Origin of the sequence: Allobaculum fili (assembly GCF_020969955.1) — a bacterium.
Classification (GTDB): Bacteria; Bacillota_I; Bacilli_A; order Erysipelotrichales; family Erysipelotrichaceae; genus Allobaculum; species Allobaculum fili.
In genome coordinates, this window is sequence record NZ_JAHDSX010000048.1 from 1 (window position 1) to 17,060 (window position 17,060).

At 44.9% G+C, this 17,060-nt stretch carries 13 protein-coding genes; 5 read left to right on the top strand and 8 right to left on the bottom strand.

Annotated features, from left to right (window positions below):
- The first annotated feature begins 202 nt into the window (after positions 1-202).
- Genes Afil_RS11405 through Afil_RS09100 form a run of 4 tightly spaced genes read left to right on the top strand, consistent with a single transcriptional unit; the run spans position 203 to position 7,966 of the window.
- Positions 203-2,377 (top strand): DEAD/DEAH box helicase, encoded by a 2,175-nt coding sequence (locus Afil_RS11405; protein WP_230268243.1) that lies wholly within the window; start codon positions 203-205, stop codon positions 2,375-2,377.
- A complete protein-coding gene (locus Afil_RS09090; protein WP_230268244.1) occupies positions 2,377-3,066 on the top strand; it encodes a DUF4391 domain-containing protein in 690 nt (229 codons plus the stop codon). The genes Afil_RS11405 and Afil_RS09090 overlap by 1 nt, the downstream gene beginning before the upstream one ends.
- Positions 3,029-4,897, top strand: coding sequence for a site-specific DNA-methyltransferase (locus tag Afil_RS09095; RefSeq protein WP_230268245.1), 1,869 nt, complete (start codon positions 3,029-3,031; stop codon positions 4,895-4,897). The genes Afil_RS09090 and Afil_RS09095 overlap by 38 nt, the downstream gene beginning before the upstream one ends.
- 9 nt (positions 4,898-4,906) lie before the next feature.
- Entirely contained in the window at positions 4,907-7,966 is a 3,060-nt protein-coding gene (locus Afil_RS09100; RefSeq protein ID WP_230268246.1) for a type III restriction-modification system endonuclease, read from the top strand.
- A gap of 54 nt (positions 7,967-8,020) precedes the next feature.
- On the opposite strand, the gene Afil_RS09105 is transcribed toward Afil_RS09100, so the two are convergent.
- The 7 genes from Afil_RS09105 to Afil_RS09135 all read right to left on the bottom strand — a co-directional run bounded on the left by Afil_RS09105 (position 8,021) and on the right by Afil_RS09135 (position 15,995).
- Positions 8,021-9,595, bottom strand: a complete 1,575-nt coding sequence (locus Afil_RS09105) for a recombinase family protein (RefSeq protein WP_230268247.1) — start codon at positions 9,593-9,595, stop codon at positions 8,021-8,023.
- Positions 9,571-10,767, bottom strand: coding sequence for a recombinase family protein (locus Afil_RS09110; protein WP_230268248.1), 1,197 nt, complete (start codon positions 10,765-10,767; stop codon positions 9,571-9,573). Before Afil_RS09110 ends, Afil_RS09105 begins: the two co-directional genes overlap by 25 nt.
- A gap of 70 nt (positions 10,768-10,837) precedes the next feature.
- A complete protein-coding gene (locus tag Afil_RS09115) occupies positions 10,838-11,245 on the bottom strand; it encodes a hypothetical protein (RefSeq protein ID WP_230268249.1) in 408 nt (135 codons plus the stop codon).
- A 9-nt stretch (positions 11,246-11,254) separates the two neighbouring features.
- Positions 11,255-14,110 (bottom strand): DNA polymerase, encoded by a 2,856-nt coding sequence (locus Afil_RS09120; protein ID WP_230268250.1) that lies wholly within the window; start codon positions 14,108-14,110, stop codon positions 11,255-11,257.
- Positions 14,091-14,636 (bottom strand): DUF2815 family protein, encoded by a 546-nt coding sequence (locus Afil_RS09125; RefSeq protein WP_230268251.1) that lies wholly within the window; start codon positions 14,634-14,636, stop codon positions 14,091-14,093. The genes Afil_RS09120 and Afil_RS09125 overlap by 20 nt, the downstream gene beginning before the upstream one ends.
- A 1-nt stretch (position 14,637) precedes the next feature.
- Entirely contained in the window at positions 14,638-15,729 is a 1,092-nt protein-coding gene (locus Afil_RS09130; RefSeq protein ID WP_230268252.1) for a DUF2800 domain-containing protein, read from the bottom strand.
- Entirely contained in the window at positions 15,726-15,995 is a 270-nt protein-coding gene (locus Afil_RS09135) for a DNA ligase (RefSeq protein ID WP_230268253.1), read from the bottom strand. The genes Afil_RS09130 and Afil_RS09135 overlap by 4 nt, the downstream gene beginning before the upstream one ends.
- 130 nt (positions 15,996-16,125) lie before the next feature.
- Between Afil_RS09135 and Afil_RS09140 the strand changes: the two genes are divergently transcribed.
- Complete coding sequence (locus tag Afil_RS09140; protein ID WP_230228600.1) at positions 16,126-16,557, top strand: selenium binding protein; 432 nt, start codon at positions 16,126-16,128, stop codon at positions 16,555-16,557.
- Between the two features lies 1 nt (position 16,558).
- Here the strand turns inward: Afil_RS09140 and Afil_RS11240 are convergent, their stop codons facing one another.
- Positions 16,559-16,687, bottom strand: a complete 129-nt coding sequence (locus tag Afil_RS11240) for a hypothetical protein (protein WP_242744409.1) — start codon at positions 16,685-16,687, stop codon at positions 16,559-16,561.
- Positions 16,688-17,060 lie beyond the last annotated feature (373 nt).

Sequence of the window (17,060 nt, forward strand, 5' to 3'; positions counted from 1 at the left end):
CAGGATGATTTTTTCAACAGGTAGAAAATCATCCTTTTCGTCATGCCTGAGACGCAAAATATAAGAAATAACAACGCTCATGAACAGGGTATACGATTTTTATCCCTCCTTAACTTAATGACATTGGGATTTAAGCAGAAAAAAAGGCCTGTCCAACGGTCTGGATCTTGGCCGGCTCAACTGGGGCAACTACGATCTGGTCGTGATTGATGAATCACACAATTTCAGAAACGGCATTGGAACTCATGCCAATACCCATGAGAATCGCTATCAGATGTTGATGGACAAAGTGATCAAAGCCGGTGTCAGAACCAAAGTGCTGATGCTGAGCGCGACTCCTGTCAATAACAGATTTACCGATCTGAAGAACCAGCTTGCCATTGCTTATGAAGGCGAATCGGAACAGCTGGATGAAAAGTTGAATACAATCAAGACAATCGACGAGATTTTTTCACAGGCACAAAAAGCGTTCAAAACCTGGAGCGAACTTTCACCTCAGTCCCGAACAACCGACACGCTGCTGGGAATGCTTGATTTTGATTTCTTTGAGCTTCTGGACAGCGTGACCATTGCAAGATCCAGAAAGCATATTGAAAAGTATTACAACACAGAAGCGATTGGCAAATTCCCAACACGGTTGAAGCCAGTTTCCCTGCGGCCCAGTCTGACGAAAAAGAAGAACGCCATCAACTATTCGGAAATTTATGAAACTCTGAACCAGCTGCTTTTGACGGTCTATACTCCATCAAACTTCATTTTCCCCAGCAAGCTCCATAAGTACGCAGAGCTCTCAGGCGGCGGTGGCAATAACCTGACCCAGATTGGTCGGGAGCGCGGAGTTCAGAGACTGATGAGCATTAACCTTCTGAAGCGGCTGGAAAGCTCTGTTCACTCTTTTTATCTGACTGTGAACAAGATTCTCCAAACGATCAATACCAGCATCGAGAAAGTCAACCGATTTGAGGCAGCAGGTATTGGCAGCGTAAAAGAAGCTGAAACAGGCGACACTTATGACTTTGATATCGACGATACCAATGAGGACATATTTACCATAGGCGGAAAAGTCGATATTGATCTGCGGGATATGGATTACAAATCCTGGCGCGAAGAACTGCAGCAGGATCGGGATACCCTGGAACTGCTCATTTCCATGGTTCAGGATATTACCCCTGAATATGATCTCAAGCTGCAGACACTCGAGCATCTAGTGGAAGAAAAAATCAGCCATCCAATCAATCCGGGAAACAAGAAGCTGCTCATCTTCTCGGCATTTGCAGATACTGCAGAATACCTTTACGAACAGCTCGCCCCTGTATTGAAGAGAAAATACGGTCTGAATACAGCAATGGTCACTGGCTCTGTTGAAGGAAAGTCAACCATCAAAGGACTGAAGCCAGAACTGAATAATATTCTGACTTGCTTCTCACCAATTTCAAAAGACAGAGATGTACTGATGCCAGGATCAACGGATGAGATTGACGTTCTGATCGCCACCGACTGTATCTCTGAAGGTCAGAATCTTCAGGACTGTGACTATCTGGTGAACTATGACATTCACTGGAATCCGGTGCGCATCGTTCAGAGATTTGGCCGTGTTGACCGCATTGGAAGCAGGAATGAGTTTATCCAGCTTGTAAACTTCTGGCCAGATATGGAATTGGATGACTATATCAACCTGAAATCCAGAGTTGAAACGCGGATGAAGATCTCCATCATGACATCCACAGGGGATGATGATCTGATCAACGAAGAAGAAAAAGGTGACCTGGAGTATCGGAAACAGCAGCTTAAAAAACTCCAGGAAGAAGTTGTGGACATTGAAGACATGTCCAGCGGCGTTTCGATTATGGACCTTGGGTTAAATGAGTTTCGAATGGATCTTCTCGAATATGTTAAGACTCATCCGAGTCTGGAAAACAAGCCTTACGGACTTCGCGCCGTTGTCGCAGCCAGTAAAGACAATCCAGAGGGCGTGATCTTCATCCTTCGAAACGTCAACAACAATGTGAATATCGACAACCGCAACCGAATCCATCCCTACTACATGGTCTATATGGGTGAAGATGGAGAAGTGGTCTGTGATTATCTGAATCCTAAAAGCCTGCTGGATCGCGTGAGACTTCTTTGCAGAAACAAAAGTGAACCAATTGTATCGCTCTGTCAGAAAGTCAATAAAGAAACAGACGATGGAAAAGACATGTCGGATATCTCGATGATGCTGAATGAATCAATCTCATCCATAATTGACCTGAAAGAAGAAAGCGACCTGGACAGCCTTTTCTCTGCAGGAGGCACTTCCGCCCTTCTTTCAGATGTAAGCGGTCTCGATGATTTTGAACTGGTCTGCTTTCTGGTTGTGAAAAAGGAGGATGACTAATGCTCGGCCTGCCAAAAACAACAGAATTCAATAAACGAATTCCAAAGAAGAAATTCTACGAGCAGCTTGAGGTTACTCCTGAGACTAAGCGGGTCTTTGTCGACCAGATCAAAAACATTATCTGGAGAAATAAGATCGCTCCATCCACTGCCAATATTGCTGCTGGCGAGAAAGTGAATGAAATCGAAGTTTTTGAGGTTCAGTTAGCCTCTAAGGATCTCGATGAAAAAGTCCTGAAACTGATCGACCAGGGAATTCCCTATCACATTGTTTTTGTTCTCCATCATGAAAAGCAGATCCAAATCTGGACAGCATTCAAGGAAGCAAAAAACAAAGAAGAGACGGCCTACAAGGTAGCTGCCTACTACCATACGGATTGGATGCCTGAAGACTCTTTCAGCGTTGAACTCAAAGGCATAAATATGAACCAGATTTATGAAAGTCTGGTAAGGGAGATTGCTGGCGATTCACTGTTAGGCAATGAAGAAGAAAGCCTAGAAGAATCTGTCGATCGGACAAATGAAATAAAATACCTGGAGAAAAAGATCGAGAAACTGCAGGCAAAGATGAGAAAGGAAAAGCAGTTCAATAAAAAGGTGAAACTCAATGATGAGTTGAAGCATCTGAAATCAGAATTGCGTAAATTTGAATATGGAAAAGATGAAAATGGAGACTGCCGATTTATTTGAATCAAATGTTAAAAAGATTGGCGATCTTTTTCCAGAAGCCATAACTGAATCCTTTGATAACGAAGGAAAAACCCGAAAATCTATAGATTTTGAAATACTGAAAGAATTGCTCTCAGGAAGTATTGCTGAAGGAAACGAGACATATACTTTTACCTGGCCAGGAAAGAAGAAAGCATTAGCGCAGGCTCATTCCCCGATTCGAAAAACGTTGCGACCTCTACCTGAAGAAGGAGTGGATTGGGAACATGCTAAAAACCTATACATTGAAGGGGACAATCTGGATGTTCTCAAACTTCTCCAGGAAAGTTACTTAAATCGAATCAAGATGATCTATATTGATCCTCCCTATAATACGGGACACGATTTTCTCTACAGAGATACATTTGAATCTTCAAAAATACAGTTTGAGGAAAAGATAGAAGCTGTCTCAGAGGATAGAGACCGACTGATCCGAAATTTGGAGACCAACGGTCGGTTTCATTCAGACTGGTGTTCAATGATATACCCGAGACTGATCTTGTCTAGAAATCTTCTGACTGAAGATGGTGTGATTTTTATCAGCATTGACGATAATGAGCAGGAAAATTTAAGGAAGATTTGTGATGAAGTTTTCGGTGAACAGAATTTTGTCGCTCAGCTTATCTGGGAAAGAGCTTATGCTCCGAAAAATGATGCAAAGTACATTTCGAATAGTCATGACTACATTCTTATGTACTCAAAAAATCTGGATAATTTTAAAATAGGACGTCTTCCGCGAACGGAAGAAGCCAATGCACGTTATGCGAATCCAGATAACGACCCTAGAGGACCGTGGAAACCAAGTGATCTGTCGGTAAAAACCTATAATGCTGAATCTGACTATCCAATCACCCTGCCTTCCGGCAGGGTGGTAGAGCCTCCAGCAGGACGCTGCTGGAGTCTCTCCAAAAATAAATTTTTGGAGAGACTCCAGGATAACCGCATCTGGTTTGGAGCCAAAGGAGATTCCGTTCCCAGTATGAAACGATTTCTTTCTGAGTTGAAATTTGATGGAATGGCTCCCACTTCAATTATGTTTTACAAAGATGTCGGTCACAGTCAGGAAGGTGCGAAAGAAACATCTGCATTATTGGGTGGTGGATACTTCGATGGCCCAAAACCAGTCAGACTCTTGAAACGGTTGATGACGCTTGCAAACCTGAAAGAAGATTCGATTGTATTAGATTTCTTTTCTGGTTCAGCCTCTCTTGCTCAGGCAGTGATGGAAATAAATCGTGAAAGTGGCAAGACAATCCAGTATATCTTGGTTCAGATACCAGAAACAGTAGATTCCAAAAGCAAAGCCTATGAGGCGGGTTATCGAACGATTTGCGATATAGGAATCGATCGAATCAAGAAGGCCACAGGTAAGATTTATAAAGATAATACTCTACTTGGCGAAATTGTTCCTGGTTTTCGTGTCTTTGAGCTGGCTAGTTCGAACATGAAAGATATTTACTACTCTCCAAACGACTACCAGCAATACTTTCTCTCAATGACTGAATCCAATATAAAGGAGGATCGTACGGACCTGGATCTTCTTTTTGGTTGTCTTCTTGATTGGGGTCTGGAGTTATCAAAGCCCTACAAATCAGAAGAGATCACTGGTGTCTCTGTTCACACCTATGATGAAAATGCTTTGGTGGCCTGCTTTGCAGAAAACGTTCCTGAAGAAGTGGTTCGAGAGATCGCTAAACGTCAGCCGCTTCGCGCTGTTTTCCGGGACAGCAGCTTTGGAGACGATGCCGCTAGAGTAAATGTTGGAGAAATCTTCAAACTTCTCTCACCGGATACAGAAGTCAAAGTGCTGTAGGTGACTTTTATGAAGATCAAATATAAGCACCAAAAATTTCAGGCAGATGCTGCTAAGGCAGTCGTTGATGTTTTCAAAGATCAGCCATATTCAACCCCCTCCTATATGATCGACCAGGGTAAAAGAGACCTTACTCTGTTCGAGAATTTAGAGGGGTACGATGATTCGATGGGATGGAATAACGCTAAAATCATCCCAGCTCTTTCCGATAAGATCATCCTGGATAGAATCAACAAAATCCAGAGAAATGGGCAGATAAAGCCTTCAGATAAACTAGTCGATCGCTCTAACGGCTATAACCTGTCAATCGAAATGGAAACAGGTGTCGGTAAAACATACACCTACATTAAAACAATGTATGAACTAAACAAGGCCTATGGCTGGAGCAAGTTCATTGTTGTGGTTCCAAGCATCGCAATTCGTGAAGGTGTCTACAAAAGCTTCCAGACAACTCAGGACCATTTCGCTGAAGAATATGGCAAGAAGATCCGCTTCTTCGTCTATAACTCTTCACAGCTTTCTGAGATTGATCATTTTGCTTCTGACAGCTCGATCAACGTCATGATCATCAATGCCCAAGCATTCAACGCTACAGGCAAAGATGCCAGACGCATTTATATGGAATTGGATGAATTTCGTTCACGCCGCCCCATTGATGTGATCGCAAAGACGAATCCAATTCTGATTATTGATGAGCCGCAGTCGGTTGAGGGGAAGAAAACGAAAGAGAAGCTTAAAGAATTCAATCCTTTGATGACTCTTCGTTATTCTGCTACTCACAAGGATCCTTACAACATGATTTATCGGCTGGATGCGATTGAAGCTTATAATCAGCGTCTGGTAAAGAAAATTGCTGTAAAAGGAATCTCTGAAACAGGAACAACAGCAACAAACAGTTTTGTTTACCTGGAAGGCGTGAATGTCTCCAAGAAAAACCCAACCGCGACCATTCAATTCGATGTAAAGATGAAGAATGGAACAAAACCCAAAAGCCGAATCGTTAATGAAGGAGATAATCTCTTTGAATATTCTGGCGGGCTGGAAGAATACCGGGATGGTTTTGTCGTAAAGAGAATTGATGGCCGGGATAACCACATTGAGTTTCTCAATGGCCTGACCCTATATGCGGGAGATGTTGTTGGGAAGATTGATGAAGATCAGCTGCGCAGGATCCAGATTCGCGAAACCATTCTGACTCATCTCGAAAGAGAGCAAGAACTTTTCTACAAAGGAATCAAGGTTCTGAGTCTTTTCTTCATCGATGAGGTGGACCATTACCGAATCTACAACAAAGTTGGTGAAGCGGAGAATGGCAAGTTTGCCGATATGTTTGAAGAGGAATATGACATTGCTGTCAGTGCTCTTCGGGAGCAGCTTGATGATCAGGATGAATATGCCAAATATCTTGATGCCATTACCGCTTCCCAGACTCACTCCGGTTACTTTTCCATCGATAAAAAAGGTCACCTCTCAAATGGAAAGATCAACAAACGTGAAGGGGTGTCAGAAGATACATCAGCCTATGATCTGATCATGAAGAATAAAGAGCTTCTGCTGGATCGTGATCCAAAGAAATCACCTGTTCGTTTTATTTTTTCCCATTCCGCGCTGCGTGAAGGATGGGACAACCCGAATGTTTTTCAGATCTGTACGTTGAAACAAAGCAGCAGCGAGATCCGAAAGCGTCAGGAAGTCGGACGTGGTCTTCGTCTTTGCGTTAATGATAATGGAGAACGAATGGACGCGAACGTTCTGGGAGATGATGTTCAGAATGTGAATCTGCTGACTGTAATTGCTTCTGAAAGTTATGACTCTTTTGCCAAAGGACTTCAGTCAGAAATGGCAGAAGATGTTTCCGACCGTCCACGCAAAGTTACCACAGATCTCTTTGCCAATAAAATCATTCGCGATGTGAATGGCGATGAACAGGTTGTTACGCCCGACCTGGCGCGAATCATTTACAACAACATGATTCGCAATGATTACATCGATGATGAAGGTGTTCTTACAGACAAATACTATTCAGACAAGAAAAATGGAACAGTCCAGGTTCCGGAGAAGCTGAAGGACAGTCAGGACTCTATCGTTAAGATTCTCGATTCCATTTATGATCCGCGTGTAACGACTCCAGAAAATGGACGATCGAATAATGTGACTTTGAAGGTTGATAAGAGAAAACTGGCGTCTACAGAGTTTAAGAATCTGTGGAAACAGATTAATCAGAAAACGATTTATACAGTGAACTTTGACTCGGATGAACTTGTCGAAAAATCAATCGCTTCCCTGGATGAACACCTGCAGGTAGCAAAGGTATTCTTTCGAATTGAAACAGGAAGGATGGACCACATTGAGGATCGTGAACAGCTTGCAACGGGTCAAGCATTTGCTAAGGATCAAACCAGAAATATCAAAATTTCAGCTTCATCTTCCCAGAACGTGAAATATGATCTGGTTGGTAAAATCGTAGAAGACACCGGATTGACTCGAAAAACGATTATTCGAATCCTTCAGGGAATTAAGCCTGAAACGTTCAATCAGTTCAAAGAGAATCCGGAAGATTTCGTCATTAAGGCATCGTCTTTGATCAATGATCAAAAAGCCACAGCAATCATCCAGCACATTACCTACGATCTGCTCGATGAAGCTTACGATACAGATATCTTCACGGATGCGACAATCAAGGGTCAGCTTGGCAAGAATGCCATGAAAACTCAGAAACATCTTTTTGATCATCTGGTTTTCGATTCGGATAATGAGAAGAAGTTTGCGTCTGACCTGGACACCAGTGATGAAGTGGCTGTTTATGTTAAACTGCCGAATTCATTCTTTATCTCCACACCAGTTGGAAAATACAATCCAGACTGGGCGATTGCTTTCTATGAAGGAAACGTCAAACACATTTATTTCGTCGCGGAAACAAAGGGGTCCATGAATTCTTTGCAGCTGCGAGAAGTTGAGAAATCAAAAATTGAATGTGCCAGAGAGCATTTCAAAGCAATTTCTGGAAAGAATGTCGTTTACGATGTAGTTGACAGCTACCAGTCACTGATGGATAAAGTGATGAAATAACAACCAAAGGACTGGCTCCTCACTCTTCAGGAGTCAGCCCTTTTCTTCGTTCTCTCACTTCTGCTCCGGTTTTCGGTTGATCCGTCGCTTGCCGACAAAGTAGAACTCAAGGCTTCGGTTCTTGTAGACCATCACCTTGTCGACCATGGCTCTGACCAGATCGCCATCAAAGTCATCCACGTGTTCGAGCTTCTGTAGGAGATCCAGATAGTTCCTCATCCGGTCACCTTCGTATTCCATATCTCGGATCTTTGCTGCCAGTTTTGCGTGGTCTTTTTCCAGCTTCTCATATTCTTCCAGAAGCTCTGTATAGGCTTCATTGAAGTTGCTCGGGTTCGCTTCAATCAGCTTCTCAGCTTTCTCTGCGATTTTCTCCATCCGCTCCTGAATGCGGTCGGCTTTGGCTTGAAGCTTTTCAGTGTTGTACGTCTCGTGGAACTTATCAGTCCATTCATCAAGAATGCTCTGTTTGTCTTCAAGCAGTTCATTGAGCGCGTTCACAAATTCCTGTTCCAGTACAGCTTCTGGAACTCGGTGGGAAGGACAGCGTTGATCGCTGTCGTATTTGTTCTTCCAGCAGATCCATCCAGGCACCTTCTTCTTCGTGTATCGGGTCGCGACGCTTCGGGTGTACCAGGACTTACAAGTCGCGCACTGAACTCGGTGGCTGAAGGGAAATGGAGTGTGGCAGCCTAACCGTTCTTTGCCATATCTGTATTTGCGGTCGGCGATCATTTTCTGAACCCTGTCGAAGTCTTCCGCGCTGATGATTCCCTGATGGGAGTTGGTTACGTAGTAGGAAGGGATGGCGCCCTTATTTTTGACCTGTTTCTTGGTGATGAAGTCTGGTGTGTAGACTTTCTGGAGAACCAGATCGCCTTTGTATTTTTCGTTCATCAGCATCTGTTTAATGACGTTGCGGTCCCATTTATCCCTGCCAAACTTGGTCTTGATCCCGTGGCTTTCCAGATGGTTCTTGATGTCTGTGTAGGTACTTCCGTTCAGAAACATTCGGAAGATCAGCCGGACAATCTCCGCTTCTTCTTCAACGATCTTAACGCCACCATCCTCGGCTCGGGTATAACCCATCAGATTGCCGTAAGGGATCTTGTAGGTCCCTTCTTCATATTTCTTCCGGACACCCCATTTCACGTTTTCAGAAATGCTGCGGCTTTCTTCTTGAGCAAGGGAGGACATGATGGTCAGAAGTAGCTCGCCTTTTCCATCAAAGGTCCAGATGTTCTCTTTTTCGAAATAGACCTCCACGTTATGCTCTTTGAGTTCACGAATGGTCGTCAAGGAGTCAACCGTGTTTCTGGCAAACCGACTGACTGACTTGGTGATAATCAAGTCAATCTTGTGGTCGAGCGCATCCTGGATCATTTGCTTGAATCCTTCACGGTGGGCGGTACTGGTTCCGCTGATGCCTTCATCGGTATAGACGTTTACAAAGTTCCAATCCGCTCGTTCACGGATCATGTTCTCGTAATAGGAAACCTGGGTTTCGTAGCTGCTCTGCTGTTCATCACGATCGGTTGATACCCTGGCATAGGCAGCAACGTTTTTTCTGGCGATGATTGGCTGAACTCTAGCCATTGTTCTGGTTACTGGGATTTTTCGTACTTGCATGTCTTTCTCCTTCCATCTATAAAGTGGAACTCCATGGTTCCGTCTGGTTCGACTTCGATCACTTCGACCTGCTCTCGGAAGAAGTCTGTATCGAATTTCTTGATTCCAAGTGTTCTTGCAGCGATTTTTTCGAGGATAAATTCATCGAGATTGATTGAATGGCACTCTACCAGGTGGTTTCTTCTGGAGTAGCATTGCCAATAAATGGTGATCTGATCTTTATATCTTTGAGTGATGCGCTGGAAATTTCGTCCACAGTCTTTGCATTTGAGCTTGCCTGTAAAGGCATTGACTTTCTTACGATTTCTTCCTGGCTGTCGGTTTTGTTCTGTTCGCTGCTGGGCTTTCTGCCAGGTTTCTTCGTCCACCAGCGGTTCGTGATGGTCTTCGACCAGGTACTGCGGCAGCTCTCCCTGGTTCTTATGCCGATCATGAAGAATCGGGTCACCTACGTATTCTTTGCAAAGCAGCAGTACTCCAATATAGGTTGGGTTAGCAAGCATGGCTTTGATCATTGCAGCCTGGAATTTATTGCCTTTCCGAGTCTTCACTCCGGTCCGATTCATCCATTCAAGAATGTCTCGAACTCGCATGCCGTTGGCATAGTCCTGAAACATCTTTGTGACGATCCAGCCTTCGGTCTCATTCACGATCAGATCATCACCTTTCCAGTCGTAACCAAAGACTGGATTTCGTCCGTTTGGAATGCCTTGTTCAAAGCGCTTCTTGATTGCCCAGCGGATGTTATCGGAGATGTTGCGGCTTTCCTCCTGGGCAAAAGAAGCCATGATGGATAGCATGAGTTCTCCATCATGGCTGAATGTGGAGAGATTCTCTTTCTCAAAGAACACCTCCACGTTATGTTCTTTAAGCTGACGGACAGTTGCTAGAAGGTCGACGGTATTTCTGGCGAATCGCTGGATGGATTTGGCCAGAATCAGGTCAATCTTTCCCTGCAGAGCCAAAGCAATCATCCGGTTAAACTGAGGTCGCTTCTTGGTGGTGGTACCGCTGATGCCGTAATCGGCAAACACACCTGCGTTCTGCCAGAGCGGATTGTTATTAATTTTGTTGGTGAAGTGGACGATCTGGTTTGTGATGGAGGACTCCATCAACTCGGACTCTACAGAAACTCGGCAATAGGCTGCGACCCGTTTCAGTTTTTTGATCATGTGGATCTCCTTTCGTCGGACTATATATCACTCTGAAAGGGGCGATTATCCAGTAAATTCGACGTAGGGATTACTTCAAATTTACGGCTTTGTCGCGACCGAATTTGCCCATATGGAAGCAATGAGAATTGCAATACTGCTTCTGATAGCTCTTGTAATTCTCGATCGGGCTGCCGCAGGTCTTGCAATAAGTGATAACCGGGTTTCGTTTATGGACGAGATGCTGGTGCTTGTTCCACCAGTCTTCCCGACATTTCTGGCAACAGAAGATCTTTCTTTTCGGAGCTTCCTCGGGAAGAAGGGCTCCACAGTGTTTGCAGCGTTTCCGCTGCTTGGCTTTCTTTCCGGCAAGACCTGCCTGTCTGCACACGTTTTGAACGGCAGATTTTGTCAGACCAAGCTGGCTGGCGATGAAGTCGTAGCTCTTGTTTGCTTTGCGCATTTCGATGATGGTTTTCTTGTTTTCCTTGCTGACCATGTTGTTCTCCTAATCTTTGCAATAGAAGGGAGTTCTGTACCCTTCGGCATTGAGTACCAGACCGTTATCCCATGGCGGAAGCTCACACATCTTCTGGCAGATCGTTTCAACCGATATGCTGGGATCAGCTTCTACGATGATTTCATCGTGGACATGGGCGACGATTTTGTATTTCTGGCAATTGCTCATGGCGTTCATGAGAAGATCTCGTGAGATCGCCTGCGTGATGTTTTCGACAAATTTCGGACCGTAGCTTTCCAGCCGTTCCCATTTCTTGTTCAAACCCAAGCCCATGTAGGTCACCGATTCAGTTCCATATTTATTGGTCTCGATTCTTGGCTTGGGGTAAGCCAAAGATCTTCCTGACGGAAGCTGGATGAAGAGAATGCCTGATGTGTATGAGAAAACCAGGTTCTTGAGAAAGACCGGCTGCTTCGTTCTGAGTGCTTTCTTGATGGCTGCATCAACTGCCCACCAGTACTTGACGATTTTCGGATTAGCTTGACGCCAGGAATCAACCAGTGGCTTAAGTTCTTCTTCCTTCATTCCAAAGTCCAAAGCGCCCATGGCTTTCATCGCTCCTACTGAGCCACCGTATCCACAGTTGTGAACGAGTTTGTTCGATACGGTAAAACGGTGATGTGGTCCGGCATTTCGTATGTCATAAAGTCGAGTCTTGCTGAGATCAGTTTCCATCCCTTGCATTTTCGTTTTACAGAGTCCTCGGCTTGTTTGATGATTTGTTCTCGGGTATATCCTTGGCCGAGTCTTCTGACTACCACATTTCGGGAATAAGGCCAGTACTCTTGCTTGAACTCGCTTAAGACGGTGTTGCGCTTGTTTGCTTGATTTTGCTCGTGAGAAGCAAATCGAATGTTTCCCGGCTCGTAATTTCCATTTGTATCGATTCGATCTATTTCCAGATGTCGTGAAAGCTGCGGATATAAAGACATGAGATACTGTCCGGCTTCGATCACAGATGCAAAACGAAATTTGATCCCTCGAGCACCATAATTTCTGTATTCTGGGTCTCTTTCGTTCTCGCATCGGCTTTTGGCTGCGGTTAATCGCTTTTCTAGCCAAATTGGGATCTTCCGTTTTTGCGAACAAGCCTGGCATCCTTTTGACTTTCCTCTTTGTAATTGATTGAGATCTTGCCATTGGATACTTTCGCATCCGTTGCACTTTGTTAGGACATAACAGTGATTCCACTTCTGGCTCCAGCGCTTTTGTGGAGAGATGATTGTCACCCAACCTAATCGGGTGCCTACCATTTCCGGTTTGTATGAGATGTGTGCCGCTGGAGGCAGCTTTTCCAAATTGTATTGGCTTCTGCGACCCCTTGATCCAGACGACATGATCTTTTGTTGCTCGTAGTCCTTCATATTTGATCACCTCACCGATACCTTTCTCAATCACGCCTTCATGCGTGACCCAGTTTTCTCCGTCCCACAGACGATGGTCTAAACGGACGTCTTCAATCGGGACCAGTCCTTTATCTGTCAAGACAAGCTCACCTTTGGCAATACACGCCAATTCCGCTTGCTTGCCCTTCTGTCTCAAGTCTCCGTTCACACCGTGTTTGACCACGGGAACCTTGAACATTCGGCTAGCCGTTTCGCAATAGATATCGCCGTTTTCTTTGAAGACCGTCTGTCGCCATTCTTCTTCCGCCAACCATGAGAGAACTCGTGCTTCGATCGCAGAGAAGTCTGCGACGATGAAGTCTTTTCCATCCGGAGCGATGAGTGCGGTTCTGATGAGCTGAGAAAGCGTGTCGGGAATATCGTCATAAAGCATTTCCAAGGCTTGTATATTCATATTGGCAACAAGACTTCTTGCTTCTTTCAGATCTGGCATTTTGTTCCTGGGGAGATTCTGGAGCTGAACGATACGGCCAGAATAGCGGCCAGTGCGAATCGCTCCATAGAATTGGAACATTCCGCGAATTCTTCCGTCAGAACAGGCAGAATTGAGCATGGCTTCATACTTCTTGACCGAGGCCATGGCCAGCTGGTTTCGCAGTTCGAGAACGGTTCGTACTTTATCCGAGGCTTTCTCCATCAAAGCCTTCATGCCTTTCTGGTTGAGGGTATCTGTTGGCAGATTCTGCTGCAAAAGCCACTCCTTCATCTGCGATGGTGAGTTTGGGTTTTCCAATCCGGTCATCTTTTGAAGACGTTTGAGCAGCGATTCTTTGGCAGATTCGCTGATTTCCAGAGCATGGGTAGCCAGGTTGATGTCGACCAGAACACCACAATCGTTAATCCGCTGGTCTAACTGGTACTCCGTCCATATAGACGCTCTGACCGGAAACTTTATCAACCGCTGTTCGATCTCGATTTCCGCTTCTACATCCCGCTTGTTGTACTCCTTGAAAAGCTGCCATTTCTCTGGATCTTCCTGCTCGATGGGACCGCTGCAGAACATCTTGATGAGCGCTCTGCCTTCCTTGAGCTTTGGCCGTTCAAGGTTCAGCACCTGTGAAAGCTGGTCCAACGATAGCGGAAGCCCAAGCGTGGCTGCATGGACCATGGAGCATTGCCAGTCTTCCGGATCAAGAAACTCGTAATCATCGAGCATTCCAAGATTTCGGAAATACCTGGACAGACAGATTCTTTCGAAGGCAGCGTTATGTGCCACTTTGATCACGTCCGGATCGAGAATGGCTTCGATTAGAAAATCAGGCAGTGCTTCAAAGTGCTTCATGTCGATCACATCCACAGGATCGCCATCAAAGGAAAAGGCAAAGAGGAGGATTTGGAAATCCTCGCTCTCTGCATAGCGGTAAACACCAGCTTTAGAAAGATCAGTAGATGAAGACGTCTCAAGATCGATGAAAAGCCTACGAGAGGAAGTCATCATCAGTATCCTCACTGACAAAGTCATCGTTTGCGGTTGTTCTACCTCCCAGACGCGGACCGTCCTTGATCTTCTGAATGTTGCCAAGACCACAGGCAACACCTTTATTGCCATTGGAGCTGAACGCGTAGAAGTTCAGAGAAACACGGGCATAGCATCCGGAGTAGACTTCGCTCTGGTCGAGGATTGGCTGTACGCGACGATCTACGATCTGCGGTGCTTCCTTACTGGACGCGTTCAGGAAGTAGTGGCCTTTATAGACCTCGTCATCTCGTTCGATATCACCATCACGCAGCGGGAGTTTGATGGCCTGCTTGTTGGGTTTCTTACCGCCGAATTTGGCCAGACCGTTATCGATAGCGGCATCGACTGCTTTCTCGATGGCGGACAGGGTTTCCAGATCATTTTTAGGAATCAGAATCTGAGTGGAGTACTTTTCTTCTCCACCATTGATAGACACAGGCTTCCATCCGTTGAAGTAGGACAGGCGGGTTTCTTTTCCCGTTACGACTTTGGTATTTGCTTTCATGCTATTTCTCCTTTGTAAATTCGATTTCTTTTCGTTTGTCTGAGACAGGAACCAGAGTTGGCTTTCCGACTGGTTTTGTGACCAGGTTTCCAAGAATCTCCTGGAAGACAGGTTTGGTCATGACTTTCTCCATATCTGTGATGGTTCTCAGGCTTTTCTTGTAGATGTCAGTGAATCCGGCTGCCTGACAAGCAGCGATGACTTTGGCTTCACTCACGTACTTGCGATTGGAGCGGCCAGCGACAAGCTTGAATCCGCTCCACTTCTTGCCCTTCAGAGCTTTCTGTTGAGCGTAGTCTTTGATCTCTTCTGCCCATTTGATCAGGTCGTCCAGTTTGGGAAGAACCTGCTCGATTTCTTCATCAGAAAGGCTTGTTGGATCTTTGAATTCATCCTTGGCCAATTCCAGCGCTGCCTCTGCGCGTTTTCTGCATTTGGCTGCAGCTTTGCAAAACTGACACCAGGAACCATTGCAAAGTTCGCCTTTGCCGTTAAAGGCAAGTTCTGCTTTAGGCTTGAGAACCTCATGAGCCCAGATTTTCAGCTCATCCGGTGTGATGGTCCAGGAGCTGATGTTTTCTTTGCGCGGCTGGAAAATTGTCATTTCGATGGTATCGATATCGAAGATGCCATCGAACAGTTCCAGAGCACCAAGTGCATACAGCATCATCTGGGTGTTGTTTTCTGCATTGACCAACACACCCAATCCGTACTTGAAGTCGATCACATGCAGTTTGTTATCACTGGCAATAATGCAGTCAGCCGTTCCAAAGCCTTCTGGGACGTAAGCGGACAGGTCGAGTTTCTGTTCGATCATGATGACCGGTTTGATCTCATCCTTGATGGTTTCCAGAATCCAGGAAACGTACTCGTCGGAATGGCGCTCCATCGCTTCATCCTGGAAGTCGGATTCTGGTCGATCAGACTTCATACCAAGAGCAGCCTTCAGCTCGTGCTCACACAGAGCATGAGCTGCGGTTCCTTCTTTGGCTGCAAGACCTGAAGTATCCGGATAGGTTTCTTCGAGCCTTGCCGATGGCGTACAATGAAGCCATCGATGAGATGAGGATGGAGAAAGAATGCAATGACTCATTTCAGCTCCTCCACATCTTTGACAAGAGCCCGGTAGTGAACAGGATCGATCTTCGACAGCCTGTTTGCGCCGTACTTTTCTAGCAGTTGCTGGATCTGTGCAGTAAAACCGGCTCTGGATTTTTCAGCGAGAATTGCGCGGACTTCTTCGAGTGAGAGTTTTGGCTGCTCGGGTGGAGTAGAAGATACTGGAGCAGGTTCCGATGCTTGAAGAGAATTGGCAATTCGGTTTAGAACGTTGAGAAGTTCTTTTTGGAATTCATCCATGGTGATTACCTCCTTCACTGGGTAGCCGTGAGGAAGGTAGGTTTGTGACATGAAAAATAAAAAAAACCCTCTATTCCTATAGAGGAGATAGAAGCCTTGGTAGTTTATTGATAATTTGGAGAAAACAAATATGTATATGATTCAATATACGCATCAGTCTCTTCCAGATGAAGAGTATTGTTTGCTTTTAGGCATCTCGATTAGCGTGTTTAATTCGAATAATGGATTTATGATAGAAAACATCCTCCGACTTGACCCAACAAAAGACTGGCATTCTTTGATAGATAAGGAATCAGGAAAAATTAAACAAGAGATGAGTTGCTTTTTAAATTCAGAAGTCGAAGAGGAAATTACCAATCTTTTTAGTGATATCGTAGAAAAACGAAATAGGATAATTCATTCTTTTCGCATCACTAACCAATATGGAGAGCAGTCCCTAGCCACAAAAAGCAAGAATAGAGATGGTGGAGTGCAATTCGAAATCACAAAGAAGTATTTACAAGATTTTATTAAGGAGAATGATGTTCTTTCCTCTAAACTTCATGAACTACGAGGATTTTAATTTAGTTCAGGATTTCATTCACTTTGTTCTGAACCGCTACTGCATCATAACCTGCATTTTTGAGTCGATTTGCTTTGTCGTGGCCATTGCCCCATTTACCGGCAATGACCTCTCGGGCAACCGCATCCACGCTCTTCTTTACGGCTCCCAGCTTCTGGTTAACCAGTGCCTGGATAGTGTTGGGATCATACCCGGCTGCTCTTAGGCGGTTGACCCGATCCTGTCCGTTCCCCTACTTGCCATTAATGACTTCTTGGGCGATTACGGCGTTGGACTTCTTCGGGGGTGAACAATAGTTATTTTCTATTTCAACTGAGATTATTATTTTAAATATAGAAACTATATTTTAAAAGATACAATTAAAGGTGATATCCGCCCCAATGTCATTAAGTTAAGGAGGGATAAAAATCGTATACCCTGTTCATGAGCGTTGTCATTTCTTATATTTTGCGTCTCAGGCATGACGAAAAGGATGATTTTCTACCTGTTGAAAAAATCATCCT